Genomic DNA, 25,538 nt, shown 5'->3' with positions numbered 1-25,538 from the left:
TTGCCCCACCAGCCGCAGCGCGATCGGTGGCTCGAAAATGGATCAAGAAGCCTTGGCTTCACAGACGAGCCGCTGCCTCAGAGAATGAGAAAGCCGGCGAGAACGACCGTCAACAGAAGCGTCGCCGGAACGGCGACTACACAAGCGGCCTCGAGCAATATGTCTCCCGGGCTGAAATACTGCTTCATGGTCCAGACTCCCCATCTGGCGTGTCCGGCGCATCGGCCGGCCCCCAAGGTCGCAAGCGATCTTCGGAAGCACGATGTGCGCATCCAACATATCCCCCGTGCGCCTGCGGGCGCGCGGCGTATCTTCGAGGAGAAGGAACGTTTGAGCCGCGCCGGGGTTCCCTTTCCCGGCCTAACGCCTAAGGATGATGGACGCAGGGTTGCATGCGCTGCCGGCGCAACGGACGCGCGACTGCGGACCCGATCATTGCGCCGTCACGCCGCCGTCGACCGGCACAGCGCAGCCGACCATGAAGGGCGAGTCCGGCGAGGCCAGGAAGAGGACGTCCTCCCTGCCTGGTGTGTGATGACGCCGGGAGGGAATTCATGGCTCTATGAGAATCTGCAAGCGGGGCCAAACCTGTTCGGCCCTCCCTTCGTTCATCCTCGGGCCCGCGGGCGAGCGCAGCGAGCCGGAACGCCACGGTGTGGAATACGGGAAAAGCACGGGGCCCGGCGGCTGCGGTCAATGCGAGCCGCCGGGAGAATGCGGCCGTTACTTCGCCATCACCGCGGCCATGGCCTCGGCGAGGGTGGCGGCGTTCTTCTCGTTGATGCCGGCCACGCACATGCGGCCGGAGCGAACCAGATAGACCGCGAACTCGTCGCGCAGACGATCCACCTGTTCGGGCGTCAGTCCGGTATAGCTGAACATGCCGCGCTGGCTGAGCAGATAGCCGAAATCCCGGTCCTGGATGCGCGCGGTCAGCACGTCGTGAAGCGTCTTGCGCATCGCCTTGATGCGTTCGCGCATCGCCGTCACCTCGCCTTCCCATTCGGCGCGCAGATCAGGGTCGAGCATGACCGTTGCCGCGACCTGGCCGCCGAAGGTCGGCGGGCTGGAATAGTTGGCGCGCACGGTGAGCTTGAGTTGGCCGAGCACCCGCCCCGCCTCGTCGGCGTCGGCGCAGACCACAGAGAGCCCGCCGCAACGCTCGCCGTAATAGGAGAGGTTCTTCGAGAAGGAATTGCTGACGAGGAAGCTGACGCCGGCATCGGCCATGGCGCGCACCGCGAAGGCGTCTTCCTCGATCCCATCGCCGAAACCCTGATAGGCTATGTCCATGTAGGGAATGAGCTGCTTCTCGGCGATGAGGGGGATCAGTTCCTCCCACTGCGCGCGGGTCAGGTCCACGCCGGTCGGATTGTGGCAGCAGGGATGGAGCAGCACGATGCTCTTGGCAGGCAATTTCCTCAGGGCGTCCAGCATCGCCTCGAAGCGCACGCCGCCGGTGGCGGGGTCGTAGTAGGGATAGGTGTTCACGGTGAAGCCCGAGCCCTGGAAGACGACGCGATGGTTGTCCCAGGTCGGATCGCTGACCCAGACCTGGCTGTCCGGGAAATAGCGCTTCAGGAAGTCGGAACCGACCTTGAGCGCGCCGGAGCCGCCGATGGTCTGGATGGTGGCGATACGGTTGGAGACGACCGCCTCGTGGCTGGCGCCGAACACCAGTTGCTGCACGGCCCTGCGGTAGTTCGTCGCCCCTTCGATAGGCTGATAGGCGCGGGGGCTGGTGTCGAGTGCCCGCATTGCCTCGGCTTTTTTCACCGAAGACAGCACCGGGATGTTACCGTCGCCATCGTAGTAGAGCCCGATGCTGACATTCACCTTATGCGGGCGAGGGTCCTTCTGATACGCGTCGACGATCGCGAAGATCGGGTCGCCTGGATAGGCTTCGACATGCTGGAACATTTGCTTGGCTCTCTGAACGATCCTGCTGTGACGGGAATGCGCTTCCCGGTGGCTCCTCGGCTGCATCCGCATACACCGCAGTGGAATGCAAAACCACCCGTGATTCAAGCCTTTGCCGAAGCGAGGGCTGAGCAGGACGGCCGAGGTCCGGCCCGCCGGCCAGGGCCGTGGCGACACCGTCGCGGCATCTGCGGCGGGCGGCCCCCTTCGCGCGGCCGATCAGCGGGGTGGCGGGCGATCGGAGGGCTGGAATCCTTTGCACGCAATGCTTGCCGGACCCTCGGCCATATTCAAGCTGCAATCACACAACCGTCTGTACCCTTGTATTAATCTGCGATAAAACGTTACCGGGGTAAGATGATTGTCGGGCGGTTGTCATTGCGCTATTGGCCCGGCCTTCCGGCATACTCGTCGAAGTCATAAAGAAGCCCAGAACAAGCTTTCAACCGTATCGCCCGCGACGTGCTGGCGTCGTGGTCGGACAACCGGTGAAGAAGATGCAACAGAGCTCGAACGATACCACGCGCATGACGCTGGCAAAGGCGTTGATGTCTTTCCGCAAAGCCTTTGGCGGCGTTGGCTTGATGACGGGCGTCATCAACATATTGGCGCTCACGGGCTCGTTTTTCATGCTCCAGGTCTATGACCGCGTCATTCCCTCCAAGAGCCTGCCGACCCTGGTCGGCCTGATGCTCGTCGCCGGCACCATGTTCGCTTTCCAGGGCGTGCTCGAGCTGATCCGGTCCCGTCTGATGGTACGCCTCGGCGCCGCGCTCGACGGCCAGATGAGCGGTCAGGTCTATTCGGCCCTGATGCGCCTGCCGCTGCGCACCAAGATGAACGGCGACGGCCTGCAGCCGCTGCGCGACCTGGACCAGATCCGTTCCTTCCTGTCGAGCGCCGGGCCGACCGCGCTGTTCGACCTGCCCTGGATGCCGCTCTATATCGGCATCTGCTTCCTTTTCCATTTCTGGATCGGCGTTACCGCGCTCGCCGGCGCCATCATCCTCTTTGCCCTCACCCTGCTCGCCGAAATGCTGACCAGGGAACCCACCAAGGCAGCCGGGCAGCTCGCGCAGGGACGCCAGTCGCTGGCCGAGGCGACGCGCCGCAACAACGAGGCGCTGCAGGCCATGGGCTTCGGCGCTCGCATGGGAGAACGCTGGGCAACCATCAACTCGGACTATCTCGCCTCGCACGCCAAGGCCAGCGACGTTGCCGGCACGCTCGGCACCGTCTCCCGCATCCTGCGGCTCGTGCTGCAGTCGGGCATCCTCGCCATCGGCGCCTATCTGGTGGTGCTCGGTCAGGCCACCGGAGGCATCATGATCGCCGCCTCGATCATGATGAGCCGCGCCCTGGCGCCGATCGAGCTGGCGATCGCCCACTGGAAGGGTTTCGTATCCGCACGACAGAGCTGGAGCCGGCTGAAGCAGCTTCTCGCCTTGCTGCCGGAGACCCCGGTCAGCGTCGAACTCAAGGCGCCGCAGCGTCTGCTCTCCGTGGAGAACGTCACCATCGTGCCGCCCGGCGACAGGAAGCTGGTGGTCCAGGACGTCAACTTCAGCCTCGAAAAGGGCGCCGGGCTCGGCGTCATCGGCCCCAGCGCCTCGGGCAAGTCTTCGCTCGCCCGCGCCATTGCCGGCGTCTGGGTGCCGGCGCGCGGCACCGTGCGCCTCGACGGTGCGACGCTGGAGCAGTGGACGCCGGAGGAGCTCGGTCCTCATATCGGCTATCTGCCGCAGGACGTGCAGCTCTTCGATGGCACCATCGCCGAGAACATCTCCCGCTTCGAGCCCGACGCGCCGTCGGACAAGATCCTGAAGGCGGCGGCCGCGGCGGGCGTGCACGATCTCATTGTCAGGTTGCCGGAAGGCTACGACACCAGGATCGGCGAGGGTGGGGCCGGCCTGTCGGCGGGGCAGCGGCAGCGCGTCGCACTGGCCCGCGCCCTCTACGGCGATCCGTTCGTGGTCATCCTTGACGAGCCCAACTCCAATCTCGACGCCGAAGGCGAGGAGGCTCTGATGGGGGCCATCCAGAGCGTGCGCAGCCGTGGCGGCATCGCCGTGGTGGTGGCGCATCGGCCGAGCGCCTTGGCCAGTCTCGACCTGGTGCTGGTCATGGCCGGCGGCCGCGCCCAGGCCTTCGGTCCCAAGAACGAGGTCCTCGGCAAGGTGATGCGGCCGGGACCGGTGCAGGTGCCACTCAAGGTGGTGGCGACCGCAGAGGAAGGTAACGGCTGATGTCCGCGAACGACAAATCGATCGAGCAGTCGATCCGGCGCTATCTCATTGCCGGTGTCGCGACGGCGGTATTCTTCATCGGCGGGATCGGCGGTCTGGCCGCGACCACCAAGCTGTCCGGGGCGGTCATCACGGGCGGCCGCATGGTGGTCGATTCCAGCGTCAAGAAGATCCAGCATCCGTCCGGCGGCGTCGTCGGCCAGATCAATGTGCGCGAAGGCACCTCCGTCAAGGAGGGCGACGTTCTCGTCAAGCTCGACGAGACACTGACCCGCGCCAATCTGGGCGTCGTCTCCAAGAGCATCGACGAGCTCCAGGCGCGTGTCGCCCGCCTCGAGGCGGAGCGTGACGGCGCCGAGACCGTCGAATTCCCGGCCGCGCTGCTGGAGCGCGAGGACGATCCGGTCGTCAAGCGCATGATCGCCGGCGAGCGGTCCCTGTTCGAGTTCCGCCGGTCGGCGCGGGAAGGACAGAAATCGCAGCTGCGCGAGCGCATCGCGCAGCTCGGCGAGGAGGTCTCCGGTCTCGAGCTGCAGAAATCGGCCAAGAGCAAGGAAATCGAGATCATGAAGGAAGAGCTGGCGAGCGTCCGTCAGCTCTGGCAGAAGAAGCTGGTGTCGCTCGAGCGCATGACGGCGCTGGAGCGCGACGCCGTGCGGCTCGACGGGGAGCTCGGGCAGCTCACCGCCGCGATCGCCCAGTCCAAGGGACGCGCCAGCGAGATCGAGCTTCAGATCATCTACATCGGCCAGGAGATGCGAAGCGAGGTCGCCGGCCAGCTGCGCGAAGCCCAGGGCAAGCTCTCCGAGCTCGCGGAGCGCCGCGTCGCCGCCGAGGACCAGCTCAAGCGCATCGAGATCCGCAGCCCGCAGGACGGCGTGGTGCATCAGCTTGCCGTCCATACGGTCGGCGGGGTGATCTCACCAGGCGAAGTGCTGATGCAGATCGTGCCGGTCTCGGACGATCTCACCATCGAGGTGCAGGTCGCGCCTCAGGACATCGACCAGCTGCGGCCCGGGCAGGAGGCGGCCGTCAGGCTGTCGGCCTTCAACATGACCACCACGCCCGAGCTCGACGGTGTGCTGCGCAACGTCTCGGCCGATCTCACCATCGAGCAGCGCACCGGGGCGGCCTACTACACCGCTTTCGTGATCTTGCCGAAGGAACAGGTCGCGCGTCTGAAGGGGCTCACGCTGACGCCGGGCATGCCGGCCGAGGTCTTCTTCCGCACGACCGACCGCACCATCCTGTCCTATCTGGTCAAGCCTTTGAGCGACCAGATCGAGCGGGCTTTCCGCGAGGAGTAGGGCCGAGAGCGGGAGGCTCCGTCGGAGGAGCCCGCCCGCTGCCGGCTATCTTCACTTGTCCTTCAGCCTCGCGCCGGGATGTTGAGGCCGCGCTGCGAGGCTGGCCGCTCCAGGGCTCGGTCGAGCCATGCCATGGTCCTGGGGAAATCCTTGAACCCGATAAGCGCGTCCGCCTCGTAATAGACCTTCAGCGTGCGCACCCAGGGGAAGGTTGCGATATCGGCGATCGAATAGTCGTTGCCCATGATCCATTTGCGATCGGCGAGCCGTGTCTCGAGCACGCCGACAAGGCGCCTGGATTCGTCGGCGTAGCGCTGCAGCGGGCGTTTGTCCTCGATCTCGCGGCCGGCGAACCTGTAGAAGAAGCCGACCTGTCCGAAGATCGGACCGACCGACGCCATCTGGAAGAACACCCATTGCAGGGTCTCGTAACGGCGCGCCGGATCCTTCGGCATCAAGAGCCCGGTCTTCTCGGCGAGATAGACGAGGATCGCGCCTGACTCGAACAAGCCGATCGGTTCGCCGCCGGGCCCGTTGGGGTCGACGATCGCCGGAATCTTGCCGTTCGGATTGAGCGACAGGAACTCCGGCGTCCAGCTCTCGTTCTTGCCGATGTCGATGAGATGCGGCTCGTAGGGGAGGCCGATCTCCTCCAGCATGGTCGATACCTTGACGCCGTTCGGGGTCGGCAGCGAATAGAGCTGCAGCACGTCCGGATTTTTGGCCGGCCAGCGCGTGTTGATCGGGAAGGCGGAGAGATCGGCCATGGGGATTCCTCGGATGGCGGGGAGGGTGAGGCTGGAAAGTGCAGAACCCAGATAGTCGCTTGCTGGCCGCCGATCAATGCCTGCAGGTTCGACGATGCTGCCGCGCGGTCGGGTCTGCGGTCGGGGATCCGAACCGACTATTGCGCAGGTTTCGCAGCCGCGTAGATGACTGCGGTGTTGGGGCTGTCGAAGTCTATTGCCAGCACATCCCGGGTCAGGATCTGCCTGGAGTCGATCGCATGGAACAGCATGGCGTTGCCCTCGATCTCCTTCCGCAGGTCGGCGATCTCTTTTTCGTGCTCTTTCACCTTCGCCTCGATCTGCGGCGGCGGGCCGCCTTCAGTGACGGCCGCATCGGCCAGGAAGACGATGTCGATCTTGTCGAGCCTGGAGATCTTGCGGACCGTCCCGATATTTTCGCTGGTCCTGTCGATCGCGGCGATGACTTTTTCGGCGTCGGCGGCGGCGCGTGCTTCTTCTTCCTTGACCTCCGAGCCGACGATCTTCTCAACCGTTTCCTTGCTTTCGAGCCCTTGCGCCCAGCCCTCGGGTGCAACGCCGACCAGCAGGGCGGCGATTGCGACGGCGGTTGTGCTTCTGAGGTCGAGAAACGGCATCACGCGCTCCCTGTGGCCTGCTATTCGACGCTTCGAAAGAACCGAAACGAATCCCGGCCGCCTGTGGTTCCAGTTGTGATGCGACGGACGGGCCGCAGATCGGCCCGTCCGTCCGGATACTCAACCCGGCTTCTTGGTTATCAGCGTCAGTACGCCGTCGTTGCCCATGCTGAAAGCGACGACCTGCGCGGACGAAAGCCCCTTGGCTTCGAGTGCGGACTTGACTTGGGGTGTCGCGTCGACGGTGCTGCGCAGCTTCTGAAGATCGGCATCGCTGGTCTTGTCGACAACCTCATTGACCTGCGTCTGGGTGGCCTCGGGCAGTTCCTTGATGTCGACGATGTTCACACTCTGAATGCTCGGCCGGGCCGGTTGTGCGCTCGGCGCCGTCGGAGCGGAACCCGCCGGCGGCGCGGCCGGCTGTTCCTGGGCGCTCGCGGCCGAAACGAAAATGAGGGCAGCACCGGCCGCAAGGATCGTCATTGTGCGCATGGATCTTCCTTTCCATCGGTTGGCAGACGAACAGTTCGGGTGGCGGGAGCACCTCATACGCGAAATGGGGACAGAAGCTGGTCACGAGCGGGTCATTGCGTGACCATTCCTTGGCGGCAATGAGGTGCGGCAGTTCTTTGCGGTGCACCGCATGCCAACGTGGGCAGCCGGTCGGGCACCGAGGGTATCGCCGGCGAGGGCAAAATCCCGGCATGTCTCTGGCGCAGCGCTTATTCCTTGCCTGACGGGCTAGGGGGTGGTTCAACCCGACCAACGATTGGTCTAGACAGACAGCATGAAATCCTTGCTTGCATCCTGGCAGTTCTGGGCATTGCTGTCGGCCTGTTTCGCCGCGCTGACGGCCATCTTCGCCAAGGTCGGCGTGGAGAACGTCAATTCCGACTTCGCCACCTTCGTGCGCACCATCGTCATCCTGGGTGCGCTGGGCGGCATCCTGCTCGCGTCCGGGCAATGGCAGGCTTCCGGCTCCGTTTCCGGCCGCACCTATCTTTTCCTGCTGTTGTCCGGCCTTGCCACCGGCGCCTCGTGGCTGTGCTACTTCCGAGCGCTGAAACTTGGCGATGCCGCCCGCGTCGCGCCGCTCGACAAGCTGAGCGTCGTACTTGTCGCCGCGTTCGGCGTTCTTGTTCTCGGGGAGAAGCTGTCGGCAGCCAACTGGCTTGGCGTCGTCATGATCGCTGGCGGCGTCATCCTCTTGACGGTCCGGCTCTGATGGCGGCGGGAGAGCATCTGGCGGCCGGGGCGGAAGCCTTTCCGCATATCCGCATCGTCATGGGCATGGTGATCGGCCTCGGCGTTACGCGGCTGCTCTCCGGTGTCGCCCGCATCATCCAGCACCCGGCCCAGTACCGGCTCTATCCCGTGCATCTGGCGTGGGTGGCTTCGGTGCTTTTGATGCTTGTCCACTTCTGGTGGTGGGAGTTCGGCCTGTTCGGCATCACGCAATGGACCTTCGGCGCCTATCTCTTCATCATCGCCTATGCGGTGCTGCTGTTCCTGCTGGCGGCTCTGCTTTTCCCCGACAGCATGTACGACTATGCCGGCTACGAGGACTTCTTCATCTCGCGGCGGACCTGGTTCTTCGGCGTGCTGGCCGCAACCTACGTGTTCGACATCGTCGACACGCTGATCAAGGGCCAGGCGCATTTCGCGCGTTTCGGTACGGAATATCTTGTCCGCACGCCGATCCTCGTCGCCCTCTGCATCGCTGCCGCATGGACGAAGAACCGCGCATTTCAGGCCGTTTTCGTCGCCGGAACGTTGCTCTACCAGGTCTCCTGGATCCTGCGGCTCTTCGACACGATCGTCTGAGCGGCCTCGCTTTGCCTACACGTATCATTGTGAAATAGTCTTCCCCTCTGTGGTCAGGAAAGGCAGATTCCGAATGTACAAAGCCGTTGGTTCGCCCGGTTCCCGTGTCGGACGCGTCCTGTGGATGCTGGAGGAACTCGGGGTGCCTTACGAGTTCGTGAAGGCCGACATCCGGTCGCCGCAGATGTATGCGCTGAACCCGTCTGGCAAGTCGCCGGCCCTGGTCGACGGCGATGTCGTCGTGACCGATTCCGCGGCGATCTGCGTCTATCTGGCGGACCGGCATCCCGACAAGGGAATGGGGGCGGAGCCCGGCCGCGCCGGCCGCGCCGCCATGGATTCCTGGATGCATTATGCGCAGTCGGAGTTCGAAGCGCCGCTCTGGAACAAGCTGCGCCATCGCTTCATCCTGCCGGCCGAACTGCGGGTCGACGTCGGGCCGGCGACGGCCCACGATTTCCGTGAAGAGGTCCAGACCCTGGAACGGCGCCTCGGCGACAGGCAATATGCGCTGGGGGATCGTTTCAGCGCTGTCGACGTGCTGTTGGGCGATATGGGCGCCTGGGCGCGGGGCGGCAAGTTCGCGATCGAGTCCGACAACGTCAACGCCTATTTCGATCGCGTCCTGTCGCGCCCGGCGCGGGCGCGGGCCCAGACCGTTGGGGCAAAGTGATGGTGCATGCGGTAGCTGTCAGGCGCGGGAGCGGAACCCCTCTGGCCGAACCCTTCGACGTCGCCGTGCCCGCTCGCGGCGAAAGGCGGCGACGCGCGAGCATGTTTGGGAGTGGCGGAAAGTGTTCGCCGTTTCCCCGGAGCGGATCGGAGCTGTTTCGCATATGAGCCTGCTGGCCGTCATCATCGCGGTCCCGCTCACGGCAATCGCCGCGCTGCACGCCTATTGGGGTATTGGCGGCGTCTGGCCGGGCGCCGACCAAAGGTCCTGCGCCCGCGCCGTGGCCGGTTTCAAGGGCATCGACACCATGCCGTCCCCGGCCGCCTGCTTCGCGGTTGCGGGCCTGGTCGTCGCCGTGACACTGGTCGTGCTGGCGTTGGGCGACCTCTTCGCCTCTCCGTTCGCACGGCAATCCCTTGCCGGTGCGGCCTTTTTCGTGGCGCTCGTCTTCCTCTTCCGCGGCCTCCTCGGCTTTACCTCCTACTGGCGGCGGCTCACGCCGGAAATGCCGTTCGCCCGGCTCGACGCGCGCTACTATTCGCCGCTCTGCCTCGTGGTCGGGGCGGCCCTTGCGGTTCTGGCCTTCGAGGGACTCGCAACATCGTGATCGGAACCCCCCGCTTTGCCCGACATCGCCGATCTCGCGCTCAACGTGTTCTCGGGAGCATCACCTGTCGGACCTCCCTCGTCATCGAGAAGAGCAATCAGGCACTTCGGCTTCACCCGCATGTGGCGCGGCAAGGGTCTGGCTGAGGTCGTCGCCTTCATCGTCGAGGATGGCGGCCTGAGGCTGGACAAGCGGCGCGGTGCAGCCGGACGATCGCTTGGTCCAGGCCCCGACGCTGTCGGATTTGGGATTGCGAGACGGCCGAGCGCACTGCAGTGTCGAGGGAAAATCCGAAGCCGCTGCCAGGGAGGTCCCGTGAGCATCGCCCGTCTGCCCGTCCATTCGAACCTTCCTTATTACGAGGAAAGGGTCGATCTCGCCTGCGCCTTCCGCTGGACGGCACGGCTCAACATGCATGAGGCTGTGGCCAATCATTTTTCGCTTGCCGTGGACGACGAGGGCAGGCGGTTCCTGATGAACCCGAACCAGGTCCACTTCTCGCGCGTCAAGGCGAGCGACCTGCTGCTGATCGACGCCGACGATCCGGAGACGATGAACCGGCCCGACGCGCCCGACCCAACCGCATGGGGGCTGCACGGCGCCATTCACCGCAACTGCGCCCATGCGCGCTGCGTCATGCATGTCCACTCGATCCATGCGACCGTGCTTGCCTCGCTCGCGGATTCGAGGCTGCCGCCGATCGACCAGAATTCGGCGATGTTCTTCAACCGCCATGTCGTCGACGGGCTCTATGGCGGACTGGCCTTCGAGGAAGAGGGCGAGCGTTGCTCGAAACTGCTTGCCGATCCGAAGGTCAAGGTCATGGTGATGGGCAATCACGGCGTGCTCGTGATCGGGGATCCGGTCGCCGACACCTTCAACCGCATGTATTATTTCGAGCGTGCGGCCGAGACCTACATCAAGGCGCTGTGGACGGGACGTCCGCTGCGCATGCTTTCCGACGAGATAGCGGAAAAGACCGCGAGCGAACTGGACGATTATCTCGGCCAGGCAATACGGCATCTGGCGGAACTGAAAGCGATCCTGGATGAGCAGGAGCCGCAATACAGGAATTAGCGAATAGCGAGTAGCCAGTAGCGAATAGGGGAGAAAAGGGTTGCGGGGGGAAACCAGTTACGCCAACCCACCTCGCTACTCGCTACTCGCTATTTTCCCCAACAGCCTCAACAACGTTCCTGCCTCCTTCGGCGACAGCGGCGCCATCGTTTCCGCGGTTATCTTCTGAGCAAGCGGGATCAGCCGCTCGACCGCCTGCCGCCCTTCGTCGGTTAGGCTCACCAGGAGCCGGCGCTTGTCGCCGTCATGCTTGGCGATCTCTACGAAACCGCGCGCCTTGAGCCGGTCGATGACGCCCTTGACCGTCGCGGCGTCCATGGCGATCAGCGCGCCGAGCTGGTTCTGCGAGGTCTCGCCGATGTCCTGAAGCTTGGCGAGTGCGGCGAATTGCGGCGGTGTGAGGTCGCCGATATGTGAGGCGAAGATCGCCACATGGCGCTGATGCGCCTTGCGCAGGATGAAGCCCACCTGATCCTGAAGATGATAGCCGTCGTCGGCCCTGTCGCTTTCGATCCGGCGCAGCATGTTCTCGCCGCTCGTCACCGCAGGCCGTCCCATGCCTTTATGTCCTTGGCTTCCAGGCCGCCCATGCGATTGTGGATGCGCGGGCCGCAGCTCATGGCCAGTACGAACAGGATCTCGTCGGGGCGGGGGCCGTCGCTGATGCCGACCTCCATGGCGTCGAAGTGGCTGCGCACATAGGCCGCGTTGATGTGACCGAGCGGCACGTCGAGCCGCGCACCGAAGGCGCCGACCTTCTTGGCCGACGGAACGATGGCCTTGGCCTCGCCCAGCCTTTCGCGCATCGCATAGCCGCCCGGCACGTGCCAGAGCGCACCATGCTCGAGTTCGCCCGCCGTTCCCACTATGGCGCCCTTGCCGTAGCCGTCGATGATAGAGGGATCGCCGCCGAGCGCGTCGATCAGCCTGTCCGACAACATGAGGCCGAGCGGCTTGAGGTCTTCCATGGCGCCTTGCACTTCCGCGACATAGCGGCCTGCGAACGGGTTGCCGACGAGCGCCATGGCCGCCCCGCGCCGGCGCGGTTGATCTGCTGCCGGCCCACCCTCGTGGAATATCGCTTCCACGAGCATCGCGATCTTGCGGATCGGAAACTCAACCATGGGAAAGCTCCTCCTGCCGGATCCTCGCGTTGCCGCGGTCCGACGCATCCAGCATCATCGGGCCGCTGATACGGTTGTGGCCGCACAGGAACAAGGCGGTAGCGACAACAAGATCCTTGTCGCGCATTTCTTCGGCGACGGTCCAACCCCTGTCGAGGGCCTTGGCGATATCTTCCGGCTGAAGCTTGCCGACGCCTCGGGTGACCAGCCGGTCGCCGAGATCGTTGTCCGGGGAAAGGCTGTGCGCAGGCAGGCGGGCAATCGCCGGATGGCCGGGCAGATCGACCGCATTGGCGATCACCGTCGCCGCCGCATCAGCTTCTGCCGCATTCCCGGCCAATACCGTCACTGCATCGGCGATGCCCAGCGAGAAACTGCGGCCGCGCCAGCCGCTGGTGGCTATGCCGCGCACCGGATCGGCGTGGCGGATCAACAAGCGGTCGGCGAAGCCATGACCGGTACCGGCGATTGCTGCGCGAACTTCCGATTCCGGGGAAAGGTGGAGGGCGATGTCGCCGCCATTGTTGATATAGGCCTTCTCGAGCCTTCGTCCGGCGAGCATCGCGGCCATCATCTCGTCGGCCACCGAGCCGGCAACCGCCGCCATCGGCGTTATGAACGAGCATGAATGAGGCGACACGGCCGCCTCCATGCGCCGGGCGGTCGGGCCCAGGAAGGGGCGGAGCATCGGCCCGGCCGGCCGACGTAGCTCCTCCAGTTCCTCGACCAATTCGCCGAGAATGGTTCGGAATCGCGCCGTAGCCTGCAGATAGGCCGCCTTGCGCTCCTCCACTGCCCCGAATGCCTCGATAATGAGGTCGATCGGCCCATGATTGAGGTGCAGCCGGCGGCCGTCCGGCAGCAGGCTCGCCTGGGGGCCGGTCATGGCCGTCTGTCCATGCGGGGAACTCGGCTCTTCTGCGAGCACCCCTCATCCGTCCGCCCCTCCGCAAGCTCCGAGTCGGCCACCTTCTCCCACAGGGGGAGAAGGCTGGAGCCTTGCATCGACGCCATTGCCAGTCGCCGACGCCGAAGATTGGCGAAAACGTTTCTGCCGGGCGCCAGCCTTCTCCCCTTGTGGACGAAGGTGGCCGCGCGAAGCGCGGTCGGATGAGGGGTAACCTTTGCATCTATTCCGGACGCGGAATGAAATCTGCCGCTCATGGCTTCCGCCCATCCACCGCGAAACGCTGGAGCTGCGCCAGCGGCGGCCAGGGATTCCGCCCGGAAGCAACAGCGCCATGCCTGGGATTGGCGTATTCCCCGCCATGCGAAACGATATCGTCGACGCTTCGGATCTCCGCCGCGTAGCCGCCGAGCCTGACATAGTCGTCACGGCGCATGGTGAATTCGATCGGCGCGACGAGCGCGGGGGTCGGCACGTAGCCGAAAGCGTTTTCCGGGACGCGGGTGACGTCGACCATCAGCGTGATGCCGCCGCCCGGCCAGACATAGACCGGCGCTCCCCCGACGGTGACATAGGTCTGCAGCCGCTGCACGGAGCGGGTGAGATTGACGGGATTTTCGGTAACGCCCGCGCGCAGCGACCCGCCCGCGCCGCCGATGAAGAGAACCGTGCAAAGGGCCGGCTCGCAATTGTCCTCGATCAGGCCGACAGACTTGCGCAGCCGTTCGGGAAACGCTTTCTCGACAGGCTTCAGCTGCTCGTCGAGCTCGTAATAGGCGAACTGCTCGCCTGTCGTCGAAACCATCAGCAGGGATAGGCCTGGTCGCGCGCCCTTCTTCGGGTTCCACTCGCCCAGTATCGCAAGCGGGTCGGAGATCGTCGTGCCGCCCCAGCCGAGGCCGGGTTCGGACACCTTGAAATAGCGGCCGGGCGTCGACCGCCGGCCGATGATCCTGATGCCGGTGTCCTCCCAGCCCAGCACCTTGCCGGCCTGGTGCTCGGAGACGACGCCGGTGATGTGGTCGTCGACGACCACCACCTCGTCCACCAGCCCGCGCCATTGCGTTGCGAACATGCCGATGGTGGCGGAGCCGCAGCCGACCCGCATCCGGTGCTCGGCCTTGCCGTCGATGACGGGTGCCTTGCCCGCCTCGACGATCACGGTCGCACCGCCGTCGATCGCAAGCTCGACGGGCTTGCGGTTGCAGAGGTTGAGCAGCGTGTCACAGGTGACGCGCCCCTCGGATTTCGAACCGCCGGTCAGATGGGTGACGCCGCCCAGCGACAGCATCTGCGAGCCGTATTCGCCCGTCGTCACATGGCCGACGGCTTCCCCCTCGGCACGTACTGTGGCGGTCTCGGGGCCGATATGGCGGTCCGTATCGATCTTCACCTTGACGCCGCAATAGCTGAAGATGCCCTCGGTCACCACGGTGACGAGTTCGACACCCTCGACTTCCTGCGAGACGATGAAGGGCGCCGGCTTGTAGTCCGGATAGGTTGTCCCCGCGCCGATGGCCGTGACGAAGCGGGGGCCCGTGTTCAGCAGCGCGCCGGCCCATTCGTCCTCGCCGAGGAAGGGCACGATGGCGCCGCCGGCTTCCTCGGCGTGGTTGAGGATGACGAGCGGATCCGAGCGGACGATCCTGCCGCCCACATTGCCGTAGCGGTCGCAGGCTCCGGTCCGTCCTTCTGCGATGTAGCACATGACCGGGCAGGCGTCGCAGCGGATCTTCTCGCCCGCCTGCTTGGCGCCGGGCTCATGGGTTTCGAAGCGTTCGGCGAGCTCGCTCATGGAGCACTCTCCGCGGTCGCCCGGATCGCCGCCAGCACGCGGCTCGGGGTCGCCGGCACCTTGGTCACCAGCACCCCGGTCGCATGGCGGATCGCGTTCAGGATCGCCGGCGCTGTCGGGATCAGCACATGCTCGCCCAAGCCCTTGGCCCCGAAGGGTCCTTCCGGATCCGGAACTTCGACCAGAATGGTTTCGATCGGCGGGATGTCGCCGAAGGTCGGGATCAGATAGTCATGCAGGTTCTCGGTGCGGCCGGGCACATATTCCTCCATGAGCGCCATGCCGATACCCTGCGCGATACCGCCCTCGATCTGCCCTTCGGCAAGCAGAGGGTTGATCGCCTTGCCGACGTCATGGGCGGCGATGATCTTCACCAACCGGACCGTGCCGAGCGCGATATCCACCTCCAGCTCGGCGATCTGGGCGCCGTAGCCGTAGACCGCGTAGGGGCGGCCCTGTCCCTTCTCGTCGAGCGCCTGCGTGGGCGCGTCATAGGTCTCCTCCGCGACGAAGACGTACCCCTCGCCGTTGCGGGGAAGGGAGGAGAGCGCGATCCGGCGCATCGCCTCGCCTTCGCGGATGATGAGCGCGTCGCTCTCGAACGCCAGCGTCGCCTGCGCCGAGACATTGGCAAAGCGCAATATGTCGTCCCGCAAGGCACGCGCAGCCGTCTCGGCCGCCTTGCCCGAAATGAAGGTCTGCCGCGAGGCCGAGGTCTTGCCGGCATCAGGCGTGACCGCCGTATCGGCGTCCTTCAGCCGGAAGGCCGAGAGCGGCAGGCCGAGCGCGTCGGCGGCGATCTGGGTGATCACGGTGTTCGCGCCCTGGCCGATGTCGACCGCTCCCTGGTGGAGCACGACAGCGCCGTCGGCCGAGATGCCGATCTTGATGGTCGACGGATTCGGCAGGGCGGTGTTGCCGCAGCCGTACCAGCAGGACGCGACGCCGACGCCGCGCTTGACGCCGTCATGCGAAGTATTGAACGCTTGGGCTTCCGCCATTGCACGACGCCAGTGCGGCGCCAGCGCACCGAGGCACTCGGCTATCCCGACGCCCTTCTCGAGACGATGGCCCGTGACCGTTTCGCAGCCGTTGCGAAGTGCGTTGCGCAGGCGAAACTCCAGGCGGTCGATGCCGAGCTGGCCGGCGAGCTCGTCATAGAGCGTCTCCTGCATGATCGTCGCCTGGGGCACGCCGAAGCCGCGGAAGGCGCCGGAGATCGGCCCGTTTGTGTGCACCGCCCGGCCCCGCGCGCGATAGTTCGGGGTCAGATAGGGCCCCGAAGCGTGAACCGGCACCCGGTTCGCTACCGTCGGCCCCCAGCTCGCATAGGCCCCGGTGTTGAAGTCGCCCTCGAAAACCATGCCGGTCACCATGCCGTCGGCATCGGCGCCGATCGTCGCGCTCATCGAGGCCGGGTGCCGCTTGGTGGTCGACATCATCGATTCGGCGCGCGTATAGGCAATCGCGGCAGGGCGGCCGGTCTTCAGCGCGACGAGACCGATGAAAGGCTGAACCGAAAGGTCGAGCTTGGACCCGAAGCCGCCGCCCGTCGCCATGGGCACGATGCGGACCTTTGACGGATCGAGGCCCAGCACTTTGGCGGTGTCGTCGCGGTCCAGATAGGGCGCCTGCGTGCAAGCCCGCACCACGAGCGTGTCGCCCTCCATCTCGGCCCATCCCGCCTCGGGCTCGACATAGGCGTGCTCGACATAGGACGTTTCGATGCTGCCGGTGACGGTTGCCGCCGCGCCGGCCAGCGCCTGTTCGGGATTCCCCTTCTCAACGATGCCTTCGGCCAGCACATTGTGCGGTCGGTGCGGATGAAGCAGAAAGCCGTCCGCAGACCGGGCCTCCGCGGGATCGAGAAGCGGCGGCAGTTCGGTCCATTCGACCGGAAACTCCGAAAGGTCGAGGTCGCGGATCGTGTCGCGCTCGCCGGCGACCACGGCTACGGCCTCGCCGCGGAAACGGACGATGCCCTCTGCCAGTGCCGGCTGGTCGGCGAAGGCCGGTATCGCACCGAAACGGTTTTCCCCCGGCAGGTCGGACGCGGTGTAGACTGTCGTCAGCCCGGGATGTGTCGCGACGAAGGCCTGGAGATCGCCGAAACGGAAACGCGCATGCCAGTGCGGCGAACGCACGACCAGCACAGCAAGCGCATCCCGGGGAAAGCCGTCGGCGCCGAACCGGTCCGTCCCGGTGACCTTGGCGACGCCGTCGAGCCGGACCGGCGACGCACCGATCGCATGGCCGGCGCCGGGCATGCGGAGGTCGAGATCGGCAGTGCGGGAGGATGCCAGCATCACGGCGCGCACGATCTTCTGGTAGCCGGTGCAGCGGCAGAGAATGCCGCCCAGCGCGTCCCGCACTTCGGTTTCGCTCGGATGTGGCTTGCGCTCGAGCAGTGCCGTGGCGGCCACCAGCAGCCCCGGCGTGCAGATTCCGCACTGGGCCGCTCCGTGCTCCAGAAAGGAAGCCTGCAACGCCGACAGCCTGCCATTGGCCAGGCCCTCCACCGTGCGCACCTTCCGGCCGGCGGCCGAGGCGGCGGGCATCAGGCAGGCACAGACCGGGTCGCCGTCGACCAGCACCGTGCAGGCGCCGCAATCGCCGGCATCGCAGCCGACCTTGGTTCCGGTCAGTCCCAACTCGTCGCGCAGGACCTGGGAGAACCGGGCGAGCGGCGGAACGTCGAGGCTGACCGGCGAGCCGTTGATCTCGCAACCGATCGAACTGGTTTCGGCGCTCATGCCGCGACGCCTTCGAGAGGTTCGGCGGCGGCGGTCGCAAGCGCGCGTTTCACGATCGCGCGCGCCGCCTGTCGCCGATAGTCGGCACTGCCGCGCACATCGTCGATGGGCGCGAGGGGTACCAGATGTCCGCCTTCAACGATACCGGGCGCGGAGGCTGCAGTGCGGCCCAGCAGCTCTTGCTCCAGCAGGCCGAGCCGCTGGGCGACCGCCGAGCAGGCTCCGACCGCGACGGCCGCACCTGTGATGGTTCCGTCCGGGGCCGACACGATCCGGGCGGCAGCCATGGCGATCGAGATGACCAGATAGCGTCTGGCGCCGAGCTTCACGAAGGCCGACCTGCCGGTGGCGGACTGCTTGCCGATGCGGATGGAAGTCATCAGTTCGCCGTCCTTCAGTGCCGTGCGCCGGTTGCCAAGGATGAAGTCGGGGAGGCCGACATGCCTGATGCCGTCGCGCGAGCGGAGCTCGACCTCGGCGTCGAGGATCAGCAGCGCCGGCACGCCGTCGGCGGCAGGCGAGGCGTTGCAGAGATTGCCGGCCACGGTTCCGACATTCTGGATCTGCACGGAGCCGACCTCCCGCGCTGCCAGCTTCAGGGCATCGAAGGCCGGCGGAAGTGGCTGGCGCAAGAGCTCCGTCCATGTCGTGCGCGCGCCGATGACGAAATGTTCCGCGGTCTCGGAGATGCCGCGCAAACCATCGAGGCCGTTTATGTCGAGCACATTCTCGCGCAACGGACGGTTGCCGAGCGCAGGGTAGAAATCCGTGCCGCCCGCCAGGATCCGCCACCGATCCTCGCCGAGGAGCCGCAGCGCTTCATCGATCGCCCTGGGTTTCGCGTAACGGATCACGCAATGCCTCCGGCACCGGAGAATTGTTTGCACGCAAATGATATCAAGGTGGCCGCGCTTGTCAAAGAGGACGTCGTGTTTCCCCGGCCGGCAGGGTTCTTGCCGAAAGCGGTTGACGCGGCCCGGCTTTTTCGTTCCCGTGGTTTCGGTCGGTCGAAGCAGGTTTCGGTAAAATGTTCCGCGGTTTTCCGATGAAAACCTGCGGCAAAGGAATAAGCTAGGCAGGTGATGCGTGGGCGAAGCCACGCAGGCCGTTAGCGACTGGAGGCGTCCATGGCCGGTTCTGCTCTCATCATCATCGACGTTCAGAACGATTTCTGCCCCGGCGGCTCGCTGGCCGTGGCTGGCGGCGACGAGGTCGTTCCCGTCATCAACGGGCTCTCGCAACATTTCGAGCATGTCCTGCTGACGCAGGACTGGCACCCGCATCACCATTCGAGCTTCGCTTCCAGCCATCCCGGGCGCCAGCCCTTCGAAACGGTACGGATGGCCTATGGAGAGCAGACCCTGTGGCCCGACCATTGCATCCAGGGGTCGGGCGGCGCGGCGTTCCATCCAGGCCTCAACCGAACCAAGGCCGAACTCATCATCCGAAAGGGTTTCCGCCCCGCCATCGACAGCTATTCGGCCTTCTTCGAGAACGATCACACGACGCCGACCGGGCTCGCCGGCTATCTGCGCGAACGCGGTATCCGCGACATCACGCTGGTCGGGCTGGCGACGGATTTCTGCGTCGCCTATTCGGCGCTCGATGCCGTCGCGCAGGGTTTCGCCACGACGGTGCGCCTCGACGCCTGCCGGGCTATCGACCTCGGCGGCTCGCTGGACGCGATGCTGGGCCGCATGCGGCAAGCCGGCGTCACGCTCGCCTCGAATTGATGTCGCCGCCGGCCGGATAAGGGTGGACCGGGCGGACCGCATGGGCTAAGCGCCCTCAACCAAACCGCTCAGCCGGCATCTCGCCGGCGCTCGATCCGGGGGATGGACTGCTGATGCTGAAGTCGAGAAGCATCGTGGCAGGTGCCGCGATGATCATGCTGCTGTCGGGCGCTCCGGCGGCTTTCGCCGCCGAGGAACACGCGCTGCCGGGAGCGGCCATGTCGCTCCTGTGGGCGCTGCCTTTCCTCGGGCTGCTCCTGTCGATCGCAACCGGTCCGCTGCTCTATCCTCATTTCTGGGAGCATCACTACGGCAAGATCACCGCGGCCTGGGCGGCTCTGATCGTGCTGCCGCTCGCGGCGTCCTTCGGCTGGGCGGCCGCGTCGGGCGCGGTGCTGCATACGCTGCTGCTCGAATACATGTCGTTCATCATTCTGCTGTTCGGTCTGTTCACGATTTCGGGCGGGCTCCTGGTCGCCGGAAACATCCATGGCACGCCTCTGGTCAACGCGGCACTCCTGGTTATCGGAGCGGTGCTGGCTTCCTTTGTTGGCACCACGGGCGCGTCGATGATCATGATCCGGCCGATCATCCGCGCCAACGACAACCGCCCGTTCAACGCGCATGTCATTGTCTTCTTCATCTTCCTGGTGTCCAACATCGGCGGCTCGCTGACGCCGCTCGGCGACCCGCCGCTCTTCGTCGGCTTTCTGCGCGGCGTCGGCTTCTTCTGGACATTCGAGCACCTCTTCTACGAGATGCTGCTGGTCGGCGGCATCGTGCTCGCGGCTTTCCTCGCGCTCGATACCTTCCTCCACTACCGCGAGGCAGGCCTGCCGAAGGTCAAGGATCCGACGCCGGATTCCAAAATCCGCATTCGCGGTCTCGTCAACGTGCCGCTTCTCGCCGGCGTGATTGCCATGGTTCTGCTTTCCGCCGTGTGGAAGCCCGGCGTTGCCTTCACCATCCAGGGCGTGCCGGTCGAACTGCAGAACCTGGTGCGCGACGGCGTGATCGTCGTGCTTGCCCTGGTTTCGCTGGTCGCCACGCGCAAGGAGTATCGCCGGGCGAATGGCTTCTCCTGGGGGCCGATCGTGGAGGTCGCCAAGCTCTTTGCCGGCATCTTCATCTGCATCGTACCCGTCATCGCTATATTGCGGGCGGGGCCGGAAGGCGTGCTCGCGCCGCTGGTCGCGCTGGTCACCACGCCGACGGGAGGGCCGAACAATCTGGCCTATTTCTGGCTGACAGGCATATTGTCCTCCTTCCTCGACAATGCGCCGACCTATCTCGTGTTCTTCGAACTGGCGGGCGGGGATCCTCAGCGCCTGATGACGGAATATGCCAACACGCTCGCGGCCATCTCGGCTGGCGCAGTCTTCATGGGCGCCAACACCTATATCGGCAATGCGCCGAACTTCATGGTCTATGCGATTGCCCGGGAACGTGGCATCCGGATGCCGAGCTTCTTCGGCTACATGCTGTGGTCGGGAGCGATATTGATCCCGAGCTTCCTCATAGCGAGCTTCATCTTCTTCGGTGGGTGAAGCCGCCGATCAGCCCACGCCGACATAGCGCCGGACCATGCCGGGGTCGGCGCGCAGGGCTGCGACCTCGACGGTCTCGCGGTTGCGGCCGTTCTCGATGAAGGCGACGCGGTCGGCGACGGGCAGGACCGCGTCGACGCGCTGCTCGACGAGAATGGTCGAGACGCCGCGCCTGCGCAGTTCCGCCACCGCCTCGCGGATCCGGTCGATCATCGAGGGCATCAATCCTTCGGTCGGCTCGTCGAGAAGCAGCACCTGCGGTTCGATAGAGAGCGCGCGCGCCATGGCGAGCATCTGCTGCTCGCCGCCCGACAGCGTGCCGGAGCGCTGGCCGAGCCTTTCGCGCAGCACCGGGAAGAGGTCGAGCACCGCGTCGCGCGTCGCCTTGCCGGTGCCCCGCGCCATCAGGCCGATCTCGATGTTCTCGGCGACGGTCAGTTCCGCGAAGAGCCGGCGGCCCTGCGGGACATAGGCGACGCCTGATTTCGGCACCTGATGCGCCGGCAATGCCGTCAACTCGCGATCGCCGAGGCGGATCGAACCCGCGTCGGCCGGCACCAGGCCCATGATCGCCTTGAGCAAGGTGGTCTTGCCGGCACCGTTGCGGCCGAGCAGGCAAAGCACTTCGCCTTTGCGCAGGACGAGATCCACGCCATGCAAGACGCGCACGGCGCCGTAGCTGCAGATCAGGCCGGAGATGGCGAGCGCCTCAGCCATGCGCTCCCGTCCCGAGATAGGCCTCTTGGACCGCGACATCCGCGCGGATCGCCTCCGGCGTGCCTTCCGCCAGCACCCTGCCGGCATTCAGCACGGTGATGCGCCCGGCGAGCGCCATCACCACCGGCATGTTGTGCTCGATCAGCAGCACCGTCGCATCCCGGGCGATTTCGCGCACCAGTCCGATGAAATTGTCGATCTCCCCGTCGGAGAGCCCCTGCGTCGGCTCGTCGAGGATCAGCAGCCGTGGCCGCAGGGCGAGGCCCATCGCCACTTCGAGCAGGCGCTGGTGGCCGTAGGACAGATTGCCCGCGACGTGCCCGGCGCGTCCGGCAAGGCCGGTCCGCTCGAGCGCCTCCATCACGCCGGCGCGCAGCGCCTTTGCCCCGGGGCGCTCGCCCCGCCGGTCGAGCAGCCGTCGTTCGACGGCAAGCGCCACATTGTCGAAGGCGGTCAGATGGGAGAAGATACTGGTGACTTGGAACGTGTAGGCGATGCCGCGCCGCACCCGCCGATGCGCGGGAAGCGTGGTGATGTCCTCGCCGTCGAAGACGACCGAGCCCGAACTCGGCTCGATGCGCCCGCAGATCAGGCTGACGAAGGTGGTCTTGCCGGCGCCGTTCGGCCCGATGATGGCGCGGATCTCGCCGGCGGCGAGGCTGAAGTCGACGCCGTCGACGGCACGCAGCCCGCCGAAGCTGCGCCTCAGTTCCCGCGTCGCGAGCAGGGGCGTCACGGCAGCCATGGCAGCCATTTCTCGCGCATCGTGCCCAACAGGCCCTTCGGGAAGAACAGTACAAGCAGGATAAGCGCGACGCCGACGACCAGCAGCCATGCGGTCGTGAAACCGCTGGTGATGTCGACGACGTAATACATGAACAGCGTGCCGACGAGCGGGCCGAGGGTCGTGGCGGCCCCGCCGAGCAATACCCACAGCAGCGGCAGGATCGAATATTGCACCGAGGCGAAGGTCGCGCCGACATAGCCGAAGAGCAGCGCATAGATCGCACCAGCTGCCGCGCAGACGGTCCCCGACAAGACCACGGCGATCAGCTTGTTGGCGAAGGTGTCGTAGCCGAGCATCCGCGTCCGCTCCTCGTTCTCGCGGATCGCCACCAGCACGCGCCCGACAGGGGCGCGAACCACAGCGAGCAGGGCGACAAGCACGACCGAGAACAAAAGAAGCGCCGTGAAATACCGGACCGTCGGGTCGGTCAAGTCGAAATGCGTGGCGCCCAGGCTGAACACCCGTTGCTGCTGCGGCAGCACCAGCCCCTCGTCGCCGCGGGTCCATGAGCCGAAATAGAAGGTCGTCAGATAAAGTACCTGGGCGAACATCATGGTCACGATCATGAAGGCGACGCCGGTTGTCCTCAAGGCGAGCAAGCCGATCAGCAGCGCCAGCGCCGCCCCCGCGGCGACGCCCGAGGCGAAGGCCGTCGCGGTGCCCCAACCCAAATGATAGAGCGGCAGGCCGGCCCCGTAGAGGCCGGCGGAGAAGAACATCGCGTGGCCGAGGCTGAGCAGCCCCGCATAGCCGAAAAGAAGATTGTAGCCCATCGCGAAGACCGCCAGCACCATGACGCGGGCGAGCACGCCATGGTGATAGTCGGGCAGGACGAACTGCAGCAGAAAAAGCAGGAGAATGACGCCTGCATGCAGCGCGACGATGCGTCTGTCGCTCATCGCACCGCCGTTCCGAACAGGCCGGTCGGCCGGAAGACGAGCACCAGCGCGACGAGCAGCGTGGCGATCATCTTGGCCAGTGTCGGCTGGAAGAAGGCCGAGATGATGCCATCGCTCAAACCGATCAGGACGGCGGCGACGACGGTGCCGCGCAGCGAACCCAGCCCGCCGATGATCACGACGATGAAGGACAGGAGAAGCGGATCCAGTCCCATCAGATAGTGGGCCTGGCTGATCGGCACGATCAGCACGGCGGCGACCGCCGCGAGCATTGCGCCCAGCGCGAAGACGCCGGCATAGACCTTGTCCACCGGGATGCCGAAGGCCTGCGCCGTCTCGCGGTCATACTGGGTGGCGCGCATCACGAGCCCCAGGCGGGTGCGCGTCAGCACGAACCAGGTTGCCGTGAGCAGCAGCGCCGAAACGGCGATGATCGACAGCTTGTAGCCGGAATAGCCGAACCACGGGAACAGCACCCGATAGCTGAACGGTGCCTGGACCGGCCGCGCATCCGGGCCGTAGAAGGTCAGGGCGAGCTGCTGGATGATGTAGAGCAGGCCAATGGTGGCCACGATGGTGGCCTCGGGATTGTAGTCGAGACGCCTCAGCACCAGCCGTTCGGCAAAAAGCGCGATCGCGCCCACGACCAGGGGGCTTATGACGAGCGCCAGCAGGAAGCCCAACGCCGGATGGCCCGTGGCGAGGGAGGACGCCCACCAGGCGAGCACGGCGCCCAGCATGAAGAACTCTCCATGGGCGACGTTGACGACCCGCATGACGCCGAAGACCAGCGACAGGCCGAGCGCCATCAGCGCCAGCACCGCCGAGGTGACGAGCCCTTCCAGTGCGGCGAGCAGGAGGTGGGGACCAAAGGCCATCCGTCGTCGTTCGGTCCCTTACAGGCCCGCCGGGTCCAGCCGGCTCACAGCGGCTGCGTCGTGTAGTCGCCTTCCGGCTCGTACATGCCGTCCTGGATCGACGTTCGATGGACGACCACCAGCTTGCCGCCTTCGACCTTGGAGATGTTCTGGTGGCCGAAACACTGATGGATCTTGCCGTTGAAGATCTTGTCGCCCTGCGGATGCTCCGGTCCCGAGGCGAAGGCGGTGAGCGCCTCGGTCGCCTCGACGAGCTTCGCGCGGTCCTCCGGTCCCCTGTAGCCGGCATCCTCCATCGCCTTCTTGATGACGTAGAGCGTCTCCCAGCAGCCGAACATGTGAGCCGCGGTCGAGACGTCCTTGGGGTCGCCGATCGCGGCGCCGTTGTCGTCGATGCCGACCGCGGCGCGATAGGCTTTTTGCGCTTCGGTGTCGTCGGGCTGGGAATAGCGCGGCGAACCTTCCCAGAAATGGCTGCCGTCGAGGAATTCGAGGCCCGGGCTGTTGATGTCGACGGCCTCGAGGGAATCGATGAAGCCGAAGAGTTGCGGCCGGTTCGATCCGTAGAATTCGCCGAGCTCCTTCACGAAGGTCAGCACCGCGGGTCCAACCATCACGTGATAGAGCACCTCGGTTTCGGCCGGGATCTGCGGAAAATAGCGCGTGAAGGAGGTTTCCGTCGGCGGGATGGCGATCTGGCCGATCACGTCGGCGCCCTGGGCCTTCAGCGCCGGCGGCAGGTAGTCGCGGTGGTCGTGGCCGAAGGCGAAGTCGGGGAAGATCATCGTGACCTTCTTGCCGACATTGGCGGCGATCCACGGTGCCATCGAGATCACCTGGCTCTTCACGTCGGTGATGCCGGGCTGGAAGCAGTAGCGGTTCAGCTTGGTGGAGGCCACATGATGGCCCTCGCTGACGACATAGTAGGGCAGCTTGAATTCGCCGGCGACCGGCGCGGAACCGATCACGACATGCGAGAAGAGGGTGCCGTAGGCGACGTCGGTCTTGTGCTGGGTGGCGAACTTGCCGACCACCTCCGCGCCGCGCTTGGGGTCGGTGCCATCGTCCTCGACGATGATCTCGACTGGCCGGCCGTTGATGCCGCCGGCCTCGTTGATCAGCTTGACGGCGGCGTTGGTGGTCTTTTCGTACCAGCGTCCATAAGAGGCGCCGATGCCTGTGCGATGAGCCTGGAAACCGATCTTGATGGGTGCCGAGCTCTGCGCCTGGGAATAGCGCACGAAGCCGGGCGCCAGCGCGAGGCCGGCTGACGCGCCGAGGCCCTTGAGCGCGGTGCGTCGCGACAGTTTTCTTGTGAGCAGGCTTTTCCTGGATGGGCTCTGATCGTTCATCCCTGTAC

Annotated in this window: 24 protein-coding genes; 9 read left to right on the top strand and 15 right to left on the bottom strand. The window is 65.6% G+C overall.

What is annotated here, in order from left to right; all coding sequences use genetic code 11:
* Window positions 1-723 precede the first annotated feature (723 nt).
* Window positions 724-1,920, bottom strand: a complete 1,197-nt coding sequence (locus tag JN302_RS02670; RefSeq protein WP_202331586.1) for an amino acid aminotransferase — start codon at window positions 1,918-1,920, stop codon at window positions 724-726.
* 497 nt (window positions 1,921-2,417) lie between these two features.
* Between JN302_RS02670 and JN302_RS02665 the strand changes: the two genes are divergently transcribed.
* Both JN302_RS02665 and JN302_RS02660 read left to right on the top strand, forming a co-directional pair.
* Window positions 2,418-4,166, top strand: a complete 1,749-nt coding sequence (locus tag JN302_RS02665) for a type I secretion system permease/ATPase (protein WP_202331584.1) — start codon at window positions 2,418-2,420, stop codon at window positions 4,164-4,166.
* Window positions 4,166-5,473 (top strand): HlyD family type I secretion periplasmic adaptor subunit, encoded by a 1,308-nt coding sequence (locus JN302_RS02660; RefSeq protein WP_202309979.1) that lies wholly within the window; start codon window positions 4,166-4,168, stop codon window positions 5,471-5,473. The genes JN302_RS02665 and JN302_RS02660 overlap by 1 nt, the downstream gene beginning before the upstream one ends.
* A gap of 62 nt (window positions 5,474-5,535) precedes the next feature.
* Here JN302_RS02660 and JN302_RS02655 read toward each other — a convergent pair whose 3' ends face one another.
* The 3 genes from JN302_RS02655 to JN302_RS02645 all read right to left on the bottom strand — a co-directional run bounded on the left by JN302_RS02655 (window position 5,536) and on the right by JN302_RS02645 (window position 7,349).
* Window positions 5,536-6,240 carry a glutathione binding-like protein gene (locus tag JN302_RS02655; RefSeq protein ID WP_202331582.1) on the bottom strand — a complete coding sequence of 235 codons (705 nt, stop codon included), beginning with the start codon at window positions 6,238-6,240 and terminating at the stop codon, window positions 5,536-5,538.
* A gap of 137 nt (window positions 6,241-6,377) precedes the next feature.
* The gene (locus JN302_RS02650) at window positions 6,378-6,857 is read right to left on the bottom strand and encodes a hypothetical protein (RefSeq protein WP_202331580.1); all 480 of its coding nucleotides are present in this window, start codon (window positions 6,855-6,857) and stop codon (window positions 6,378-6,380) included.
* Between the two features lie 120 nt (window positions 6,858-6,977).
* Window positions 6,978-7,349, bottom strand: coding sequence for a hypothetical protein (locus JN302_RS02645; protein ID WP_202309976.1), 372 nt, complete (start codon window positions 7,347-7,349; stop codon window positions 6,978-6,980).
* Between the two features lie 295 nt (window positions 7,350-7,644).
* Between JN302_RS02645 and JN302_RS02640 the strand changes: the two genes are divergently transcribed.
* The 5 genes from JN302_RS02640 (at window position 7,645) to JN302_RS02620 (ending at window position 11,038) form a co-directional block, all read left to right on the top strand.
* Window positions 7,645-8,082, top strand: a complete 438-nt coding sequence (locus JN302_RS02640) for an EamA family transporter (protein WP_202331577.1) — start codon at window positions 7,645-7,647, stop codon at window positions 8,080-8,082.
* Complete coding sequence (locus tag JN302_RS02635) at window positions 8,082-8,681, top strand: hypothetical protein (RefSeq protein WP_202331575.1); 600 nt, start codon at window positions 8,082-8,084, stop codon at window positions 8,679-8,681. The genes JN302_RS02640 and JN302_RS02635 overlap by 1 nt, the downstream gene beginning before the upstream one ends.
* Before the next feature lie 73 nt (window positions 8,682-8,754).
* Window positions 8,755-9,354, top strand: coding sequence for a glutathione S-transferase family protein (locus JN302_RS02630; RefSeq protein ID WP_202331573.1), 600 nt, complete (start codon window positions 8,755-8,757; stop codon window positions 9,352-9,354).
* A 121-nt stretch (window positions 9,355-9,475) separates the two neighbouring features.
* Window positions 9,476-9,961, top strand: a complete 486-nt coding sequence (locus tag JN302_RS02625; RefSeq protein WP_342215910.1) for a DUF3995 domain-containing protein — start codon at window positions 9,476-9,478, stop codon at window positions 9,959-9,961.
* Between the two features lie 315 nt (window positions 9,962-10,276).
* Complete coding sequence (locus tag JN302_RS02620; protein ID WP_202331571.1) at window positions 10,277-11,038, top strand: class II aldolase and adducin N-terminal domain-containing protein; 762 nt, start codon at window positions 10,277-10,279, stop codon at window positions 11,036-11,038.
* Between the two features lie 75 nt (window positions 11,039-11,113).
* Here JN302_RS02620 and JN302_RS02615 read toward each other — a convergent pair whose 3' ends face one another.
* From JN302_RS02615 to JN302_RS02590, 6 genes are all read right to left on the bottom strand, one after another.
* Window positions 11,114-11,596: a MarR family winged helix-turn-helix transcriptional regulator gene (locus tag JN302_RS02615; protein ID WP_202331569.1), complete on the bottom strand. Its 483-nt coding sequence runs from the start codon at window positions 11,594-11,596 to the stop codon at window positions 11,114-11,116.
* Window positions 11,578-12,162, bottom strand: coding sequence for an amino acid synthesis family protein (locus JN302_RS02610; RefSeq protein WP_202331567.1), 585 nt, complete (start codon window positions 12,160-12,162; stop codon window positions 11,578-11,580). The genes JN302_RS02615 and JN302_RS02610 overlap by 19 nt, the downstream gene beginning before the upstream one ends.
* A complete protein-coding gene (locus tag JN302_RS02605; RefSeq protein ID WP_202331565.1) occupies window positions 12,155-13,048 on the bottom strand; it encodes a UPF0280 family protein in 894 nt (297 codons plus the stop codon). The genes JN302_RS02610 and JN302_RS02605 overlap by 8 nt, the downstream gene beginning before the upstream one ends.
* A gap of 274 nt (window positions 13,049-13,322) precedes the next feature.
* Complete coding sequence (locus JN302_RS02600) at window positions 13,323-14,864, bottom strand: 6-hydroxynicotinate reductase (protein WP_202331563.1); 1,542 nt, start codon at window positions 14,862-14,864, stop codon at window positions 13,323-13,325.
* Window positions 14,861-17,617, bottom strand: coding sequence for a molybdopterin-dependent oxidoreductase (locus tag JN302_RS02595; RefSeq protein ID WP_202331561.1), 2,757 nt, complete (start codon window positions 17,615-17,617; stop codon window positions 14,861-14,863). Before JN302_RS02595 ends, JN302_RS02600 begins: the two co-directional genes overlap by 4 nt.
* Window positions 17,614-18,471 carry an FAD binding domain-containing protein gene (locus JN302_RS02590; RefSeq protein ID WP_202331559.1) on the bottom strand — a complete coding sequence of 286 codons (858 nt, stop codon included), beginning with the start codon at window positions 18,469-18,471 and terminating at the stop codon, window positions 17,614-17,616. The genes JN302_RS02595 and JN302_RS02590 overlap by 4 nt, the downstream gene beginning before the upstream one ends.
* Before the next feature lie 273 nt (window positions 18,472-18,744).
* On the opposite strand from JN302_RS02590, the gene pncA reads away from it, so the two are divergent.
* Together pncA and JN302_RS02580 are read left to right on the top strand one after the other, a co-directional pair.
* Window positions 18,745-19,350, top strand: a complete 606-nt coding sequence (pncA, locus tag JN302_RS02585) for a bifunctional nicotinamidase/pyrazinamidase (RefSeq protein WP_202331557.1) — start codon at window positions 18,745-18,747, stop codon at window positions 19,348-19,350.
* 149 nt (window positions 19,351-19,499) lie between these two features.
* Window positions 19,500-20,897, top strand: a complete 1,398-nt coding sequence (locus tag JN302_RS02580; RefSeq protein ID WP_244846558.1) for a sodium:proton antiporter — start codon at window positions 19,500-19,502, stop codon at window positions 20,895-20,897.
* Window positions 20,898-20,906: 9 nt separating this feature from the next.
* Here JN302_RS02580 and JN302_RS02575 read toward each other — a convergent pair whose 3' ends face one another.
* Genes JN302_RS02575 through JN302_RS02555 form a run of 5 tightly spaced genes read right to left on the bottom strand, consistent with a single transcriptional unit; the run spans window position 20,907 to window position 25,530 of the window.
* The gene (locus JN302_RS02575; protein ID WP_202309962.1) at window positions 20,907-21,614 is read right to left on the bottom strand and encodes an ABC transporter ATP-binding protein; all 708 of its coding nucleotides are present in this window, start codon (window positions 21,612-21,614) and stop codon (window positions 20,907-20,909) included.
* On the bottom strand, window positions 21,607-22,350 hold the full coding sequence (locus tag JN302_RS02570) for an ABC transporter ATP-binding protein (protein WP_202334161.1): 744 nt from the start codon (window positions 22,348-22,350) through the stop codon (window positions 21,607-21,609). Before JN302_RS02570 ends, JN302_RS02575 begins: the two co-directional genes overlap by 8 nt.
* On the bottom strand, window positions 22,347-23,300 hold the full coding sequence (locus JN302_RS02565) for a branched-chain amino acid ABC transporter permease (protein WP_202331553.1): 954 nt from the start codon (window positions 23,298-23,300) through the stop codon (window positions 22,347-22,349). The genes JN302_RS02570 and JN302_RS02565 overlap by 4 nt, the downstream gene beginning before the upstream one ends.
* Window positions 23,297-24,178: a branched-chain amino acid ABC transporter permease gene (locus JN302_RS02560; RefSeq protein WP_202309960.1), complete on the bottom strand. Its 882-nt coding sequence runs from the start codon at window positions 24,176-24,178 to the stop codon at window positions 23,297-23,299. Before JN302_RS02560 ends, JN302_RS02565 begins: the two co-directional genes overlap by 4 nt.
* A gap of 44 nt (window positions 24,179-24,222) precedes the next feature.
* Window positions 24,223-25,530 (bottom strand): ABC transporter substrate-binding protein, encoded by a 1,308-nt coding sequence (locus tag JN302_RS02555; protein WP_202309959.1) that lies wholly within the window; start codon window positions 25,528-25,530, stop codon window positions 24,223-24,225.
* Between the last annotated feature and the right edge of the window lie 8 nt (window positions 25,531-25,538).

The organism is Mesorhizobium sp. L-8-3, assembly GCF_016756615.1.
In the GTDB taxonomy this organism is placed as follows: domain Bacteria; phylum Pseudomonadota; class Alphaproteobacteria; order Rhizobiales; family Rhizobiaceae.
This window is presented reverse-complemented; position numbering and strand designations above follow the sequence as displayed.

Bases quoted from the DNA above. Each gene is read 5' to 3' on its own strand.
- JN302_RS02660 (WP_202309979.1), top strand. From the start codon at position 4,166: ATGTCCGCGAACGACAAATCGATCGAGCAGTCGATCCGGCGCTATCTC.
- JN302_RS02655 (WP_202331582.1), bottom strand. From the start codon at position 6,240: ATGGCCGATCTCTCCGCCTTCCCGATCAACACGCGCTGGCCGGCCAAA.
- JN302_RS02630 (WP_202331573.1), top strand. From the start codon at position 8,755: ATGTACAAAGCCGTTGGTTCGCCCGGTTCCCGTGTCGGACGCGTCCTG.
- JN302_RS02665 (WP_202331584.1), top strand. From the start codon at position 2,418: ATGCAACAGAGCTCGAACGATACCACGCGCATGACGCTGGCAAAGGCG.
- JN302_RS02595 (WP_202331561.1), bottom strand. From the start codon at position 17,617: ATGAGCGCCGAAACCAGTTCGATCGGTTGCGAGATCAACGGCTCGCCG.
- JN302_RS02565 (WP_202331553.1), bottom strand. From the start codon at position 23,300: ATGAGCGACAGACGCATCGTCGCGCTGCATGCAGGCGTCATTCTCCTG.
- JN302_RS02650 (WP_202331580.1), bottom strand. From the start codon at position 6,857: ATGCCGTTTCTCGACCTCAGAAGCACAACCGCCGTCGCAATCGCCGCC.
- JN302_RS02615 (WP_202331569.1), bottom strand. From the start codon at position 11,596: ATGGGACGGCCTGCGGTGACGAGCGGCGAGAACATGCTGCGCCGGATC.
- JN302_RS02555 (WP_202309959.1), bottom strand. From the start codon at position 25,530: ATGAACGATCAGAGCCCATCCAGGAAAAGCCTGCTCACAAGAAAACTG.
- pncA (WP_202331557.1), top strand. From the start codon at position 18,745: ATGGCCGGTTCTGCTCTCATCATCATCGACGTTCAGAACGATTTCTGC.
- JN302_RS02670 (WP_202331586.1), bottom strand. From the start codon at position 1,920: ATGTTCCAGCATGTCGAAGCCTATCCAGGCGACCCGATCTTCGCGATC.
- JN302_RS02635 (WP_202331575.1), top strand. From the start codon at position 8,082: ATGGCGGCGGGAGAGCATCTGGCGGCCGGGGCGGAAGCCTTTCCGCAT.
- JN302_RS02640 (WP_202331577.1), top strand. From the start codon at position 7,645: ATGAAATCCTTGCTTGCATCCTGGCAGTTCTGGGCATTGCTGTCGGCC.
- JN302_RS02605 (WP_202331565.1), bottom strand. From the start codon at position 13,048: ATGACCGGCCCCCAGGCGAGCCTGCTGCCGGACGGCCGCCGGCTGCAC.
- JN302_RS02610 (WP_202331567.1), bottom strand. From the start codon at position 12,162: ATGGTTGAGTTTCCGATCCGCAAGATCGCGATGCTCGTGGAAGCGATA.
- JN302_RS02645 (WP_202309976.1), bottom strand. From the start codon at position 7,349: ATGCGCACAATGACGATCCTTGCGGCCGGTGCTGCCCTCATTTTCGTT.
- JN302_RS02560 (WP_202309960.1), bottom strand. From the start codon at position 24,178: ATGGCCTTTGGTCCCCACCTCCTGCTCGCCGCACTGGAAGGGCTCGTC.
- JN302_RS02600 (WP_202331563.1), bottom strand. From the start codon at position 14,864: ATGAGCGAGCTCGCCGAACGCTTCGAAACCCATGAGCCCGGCGCCAAG.
- JN302_RS02575 (WP_202309962.1), bottom strand. From the start codon at position 21,614: ATGGCTGAGGCGCTCGCCATCTCCGGCCTGATCTGCAGCTACGGCGCC.
- JN302_RS02580 (WP_244846558.1), top strand. From the start codon at position 19,500: ATGATCATGCTGCTGTCGGGCGCTCCGGCGGCTTTCGCCGCCGAGGAA.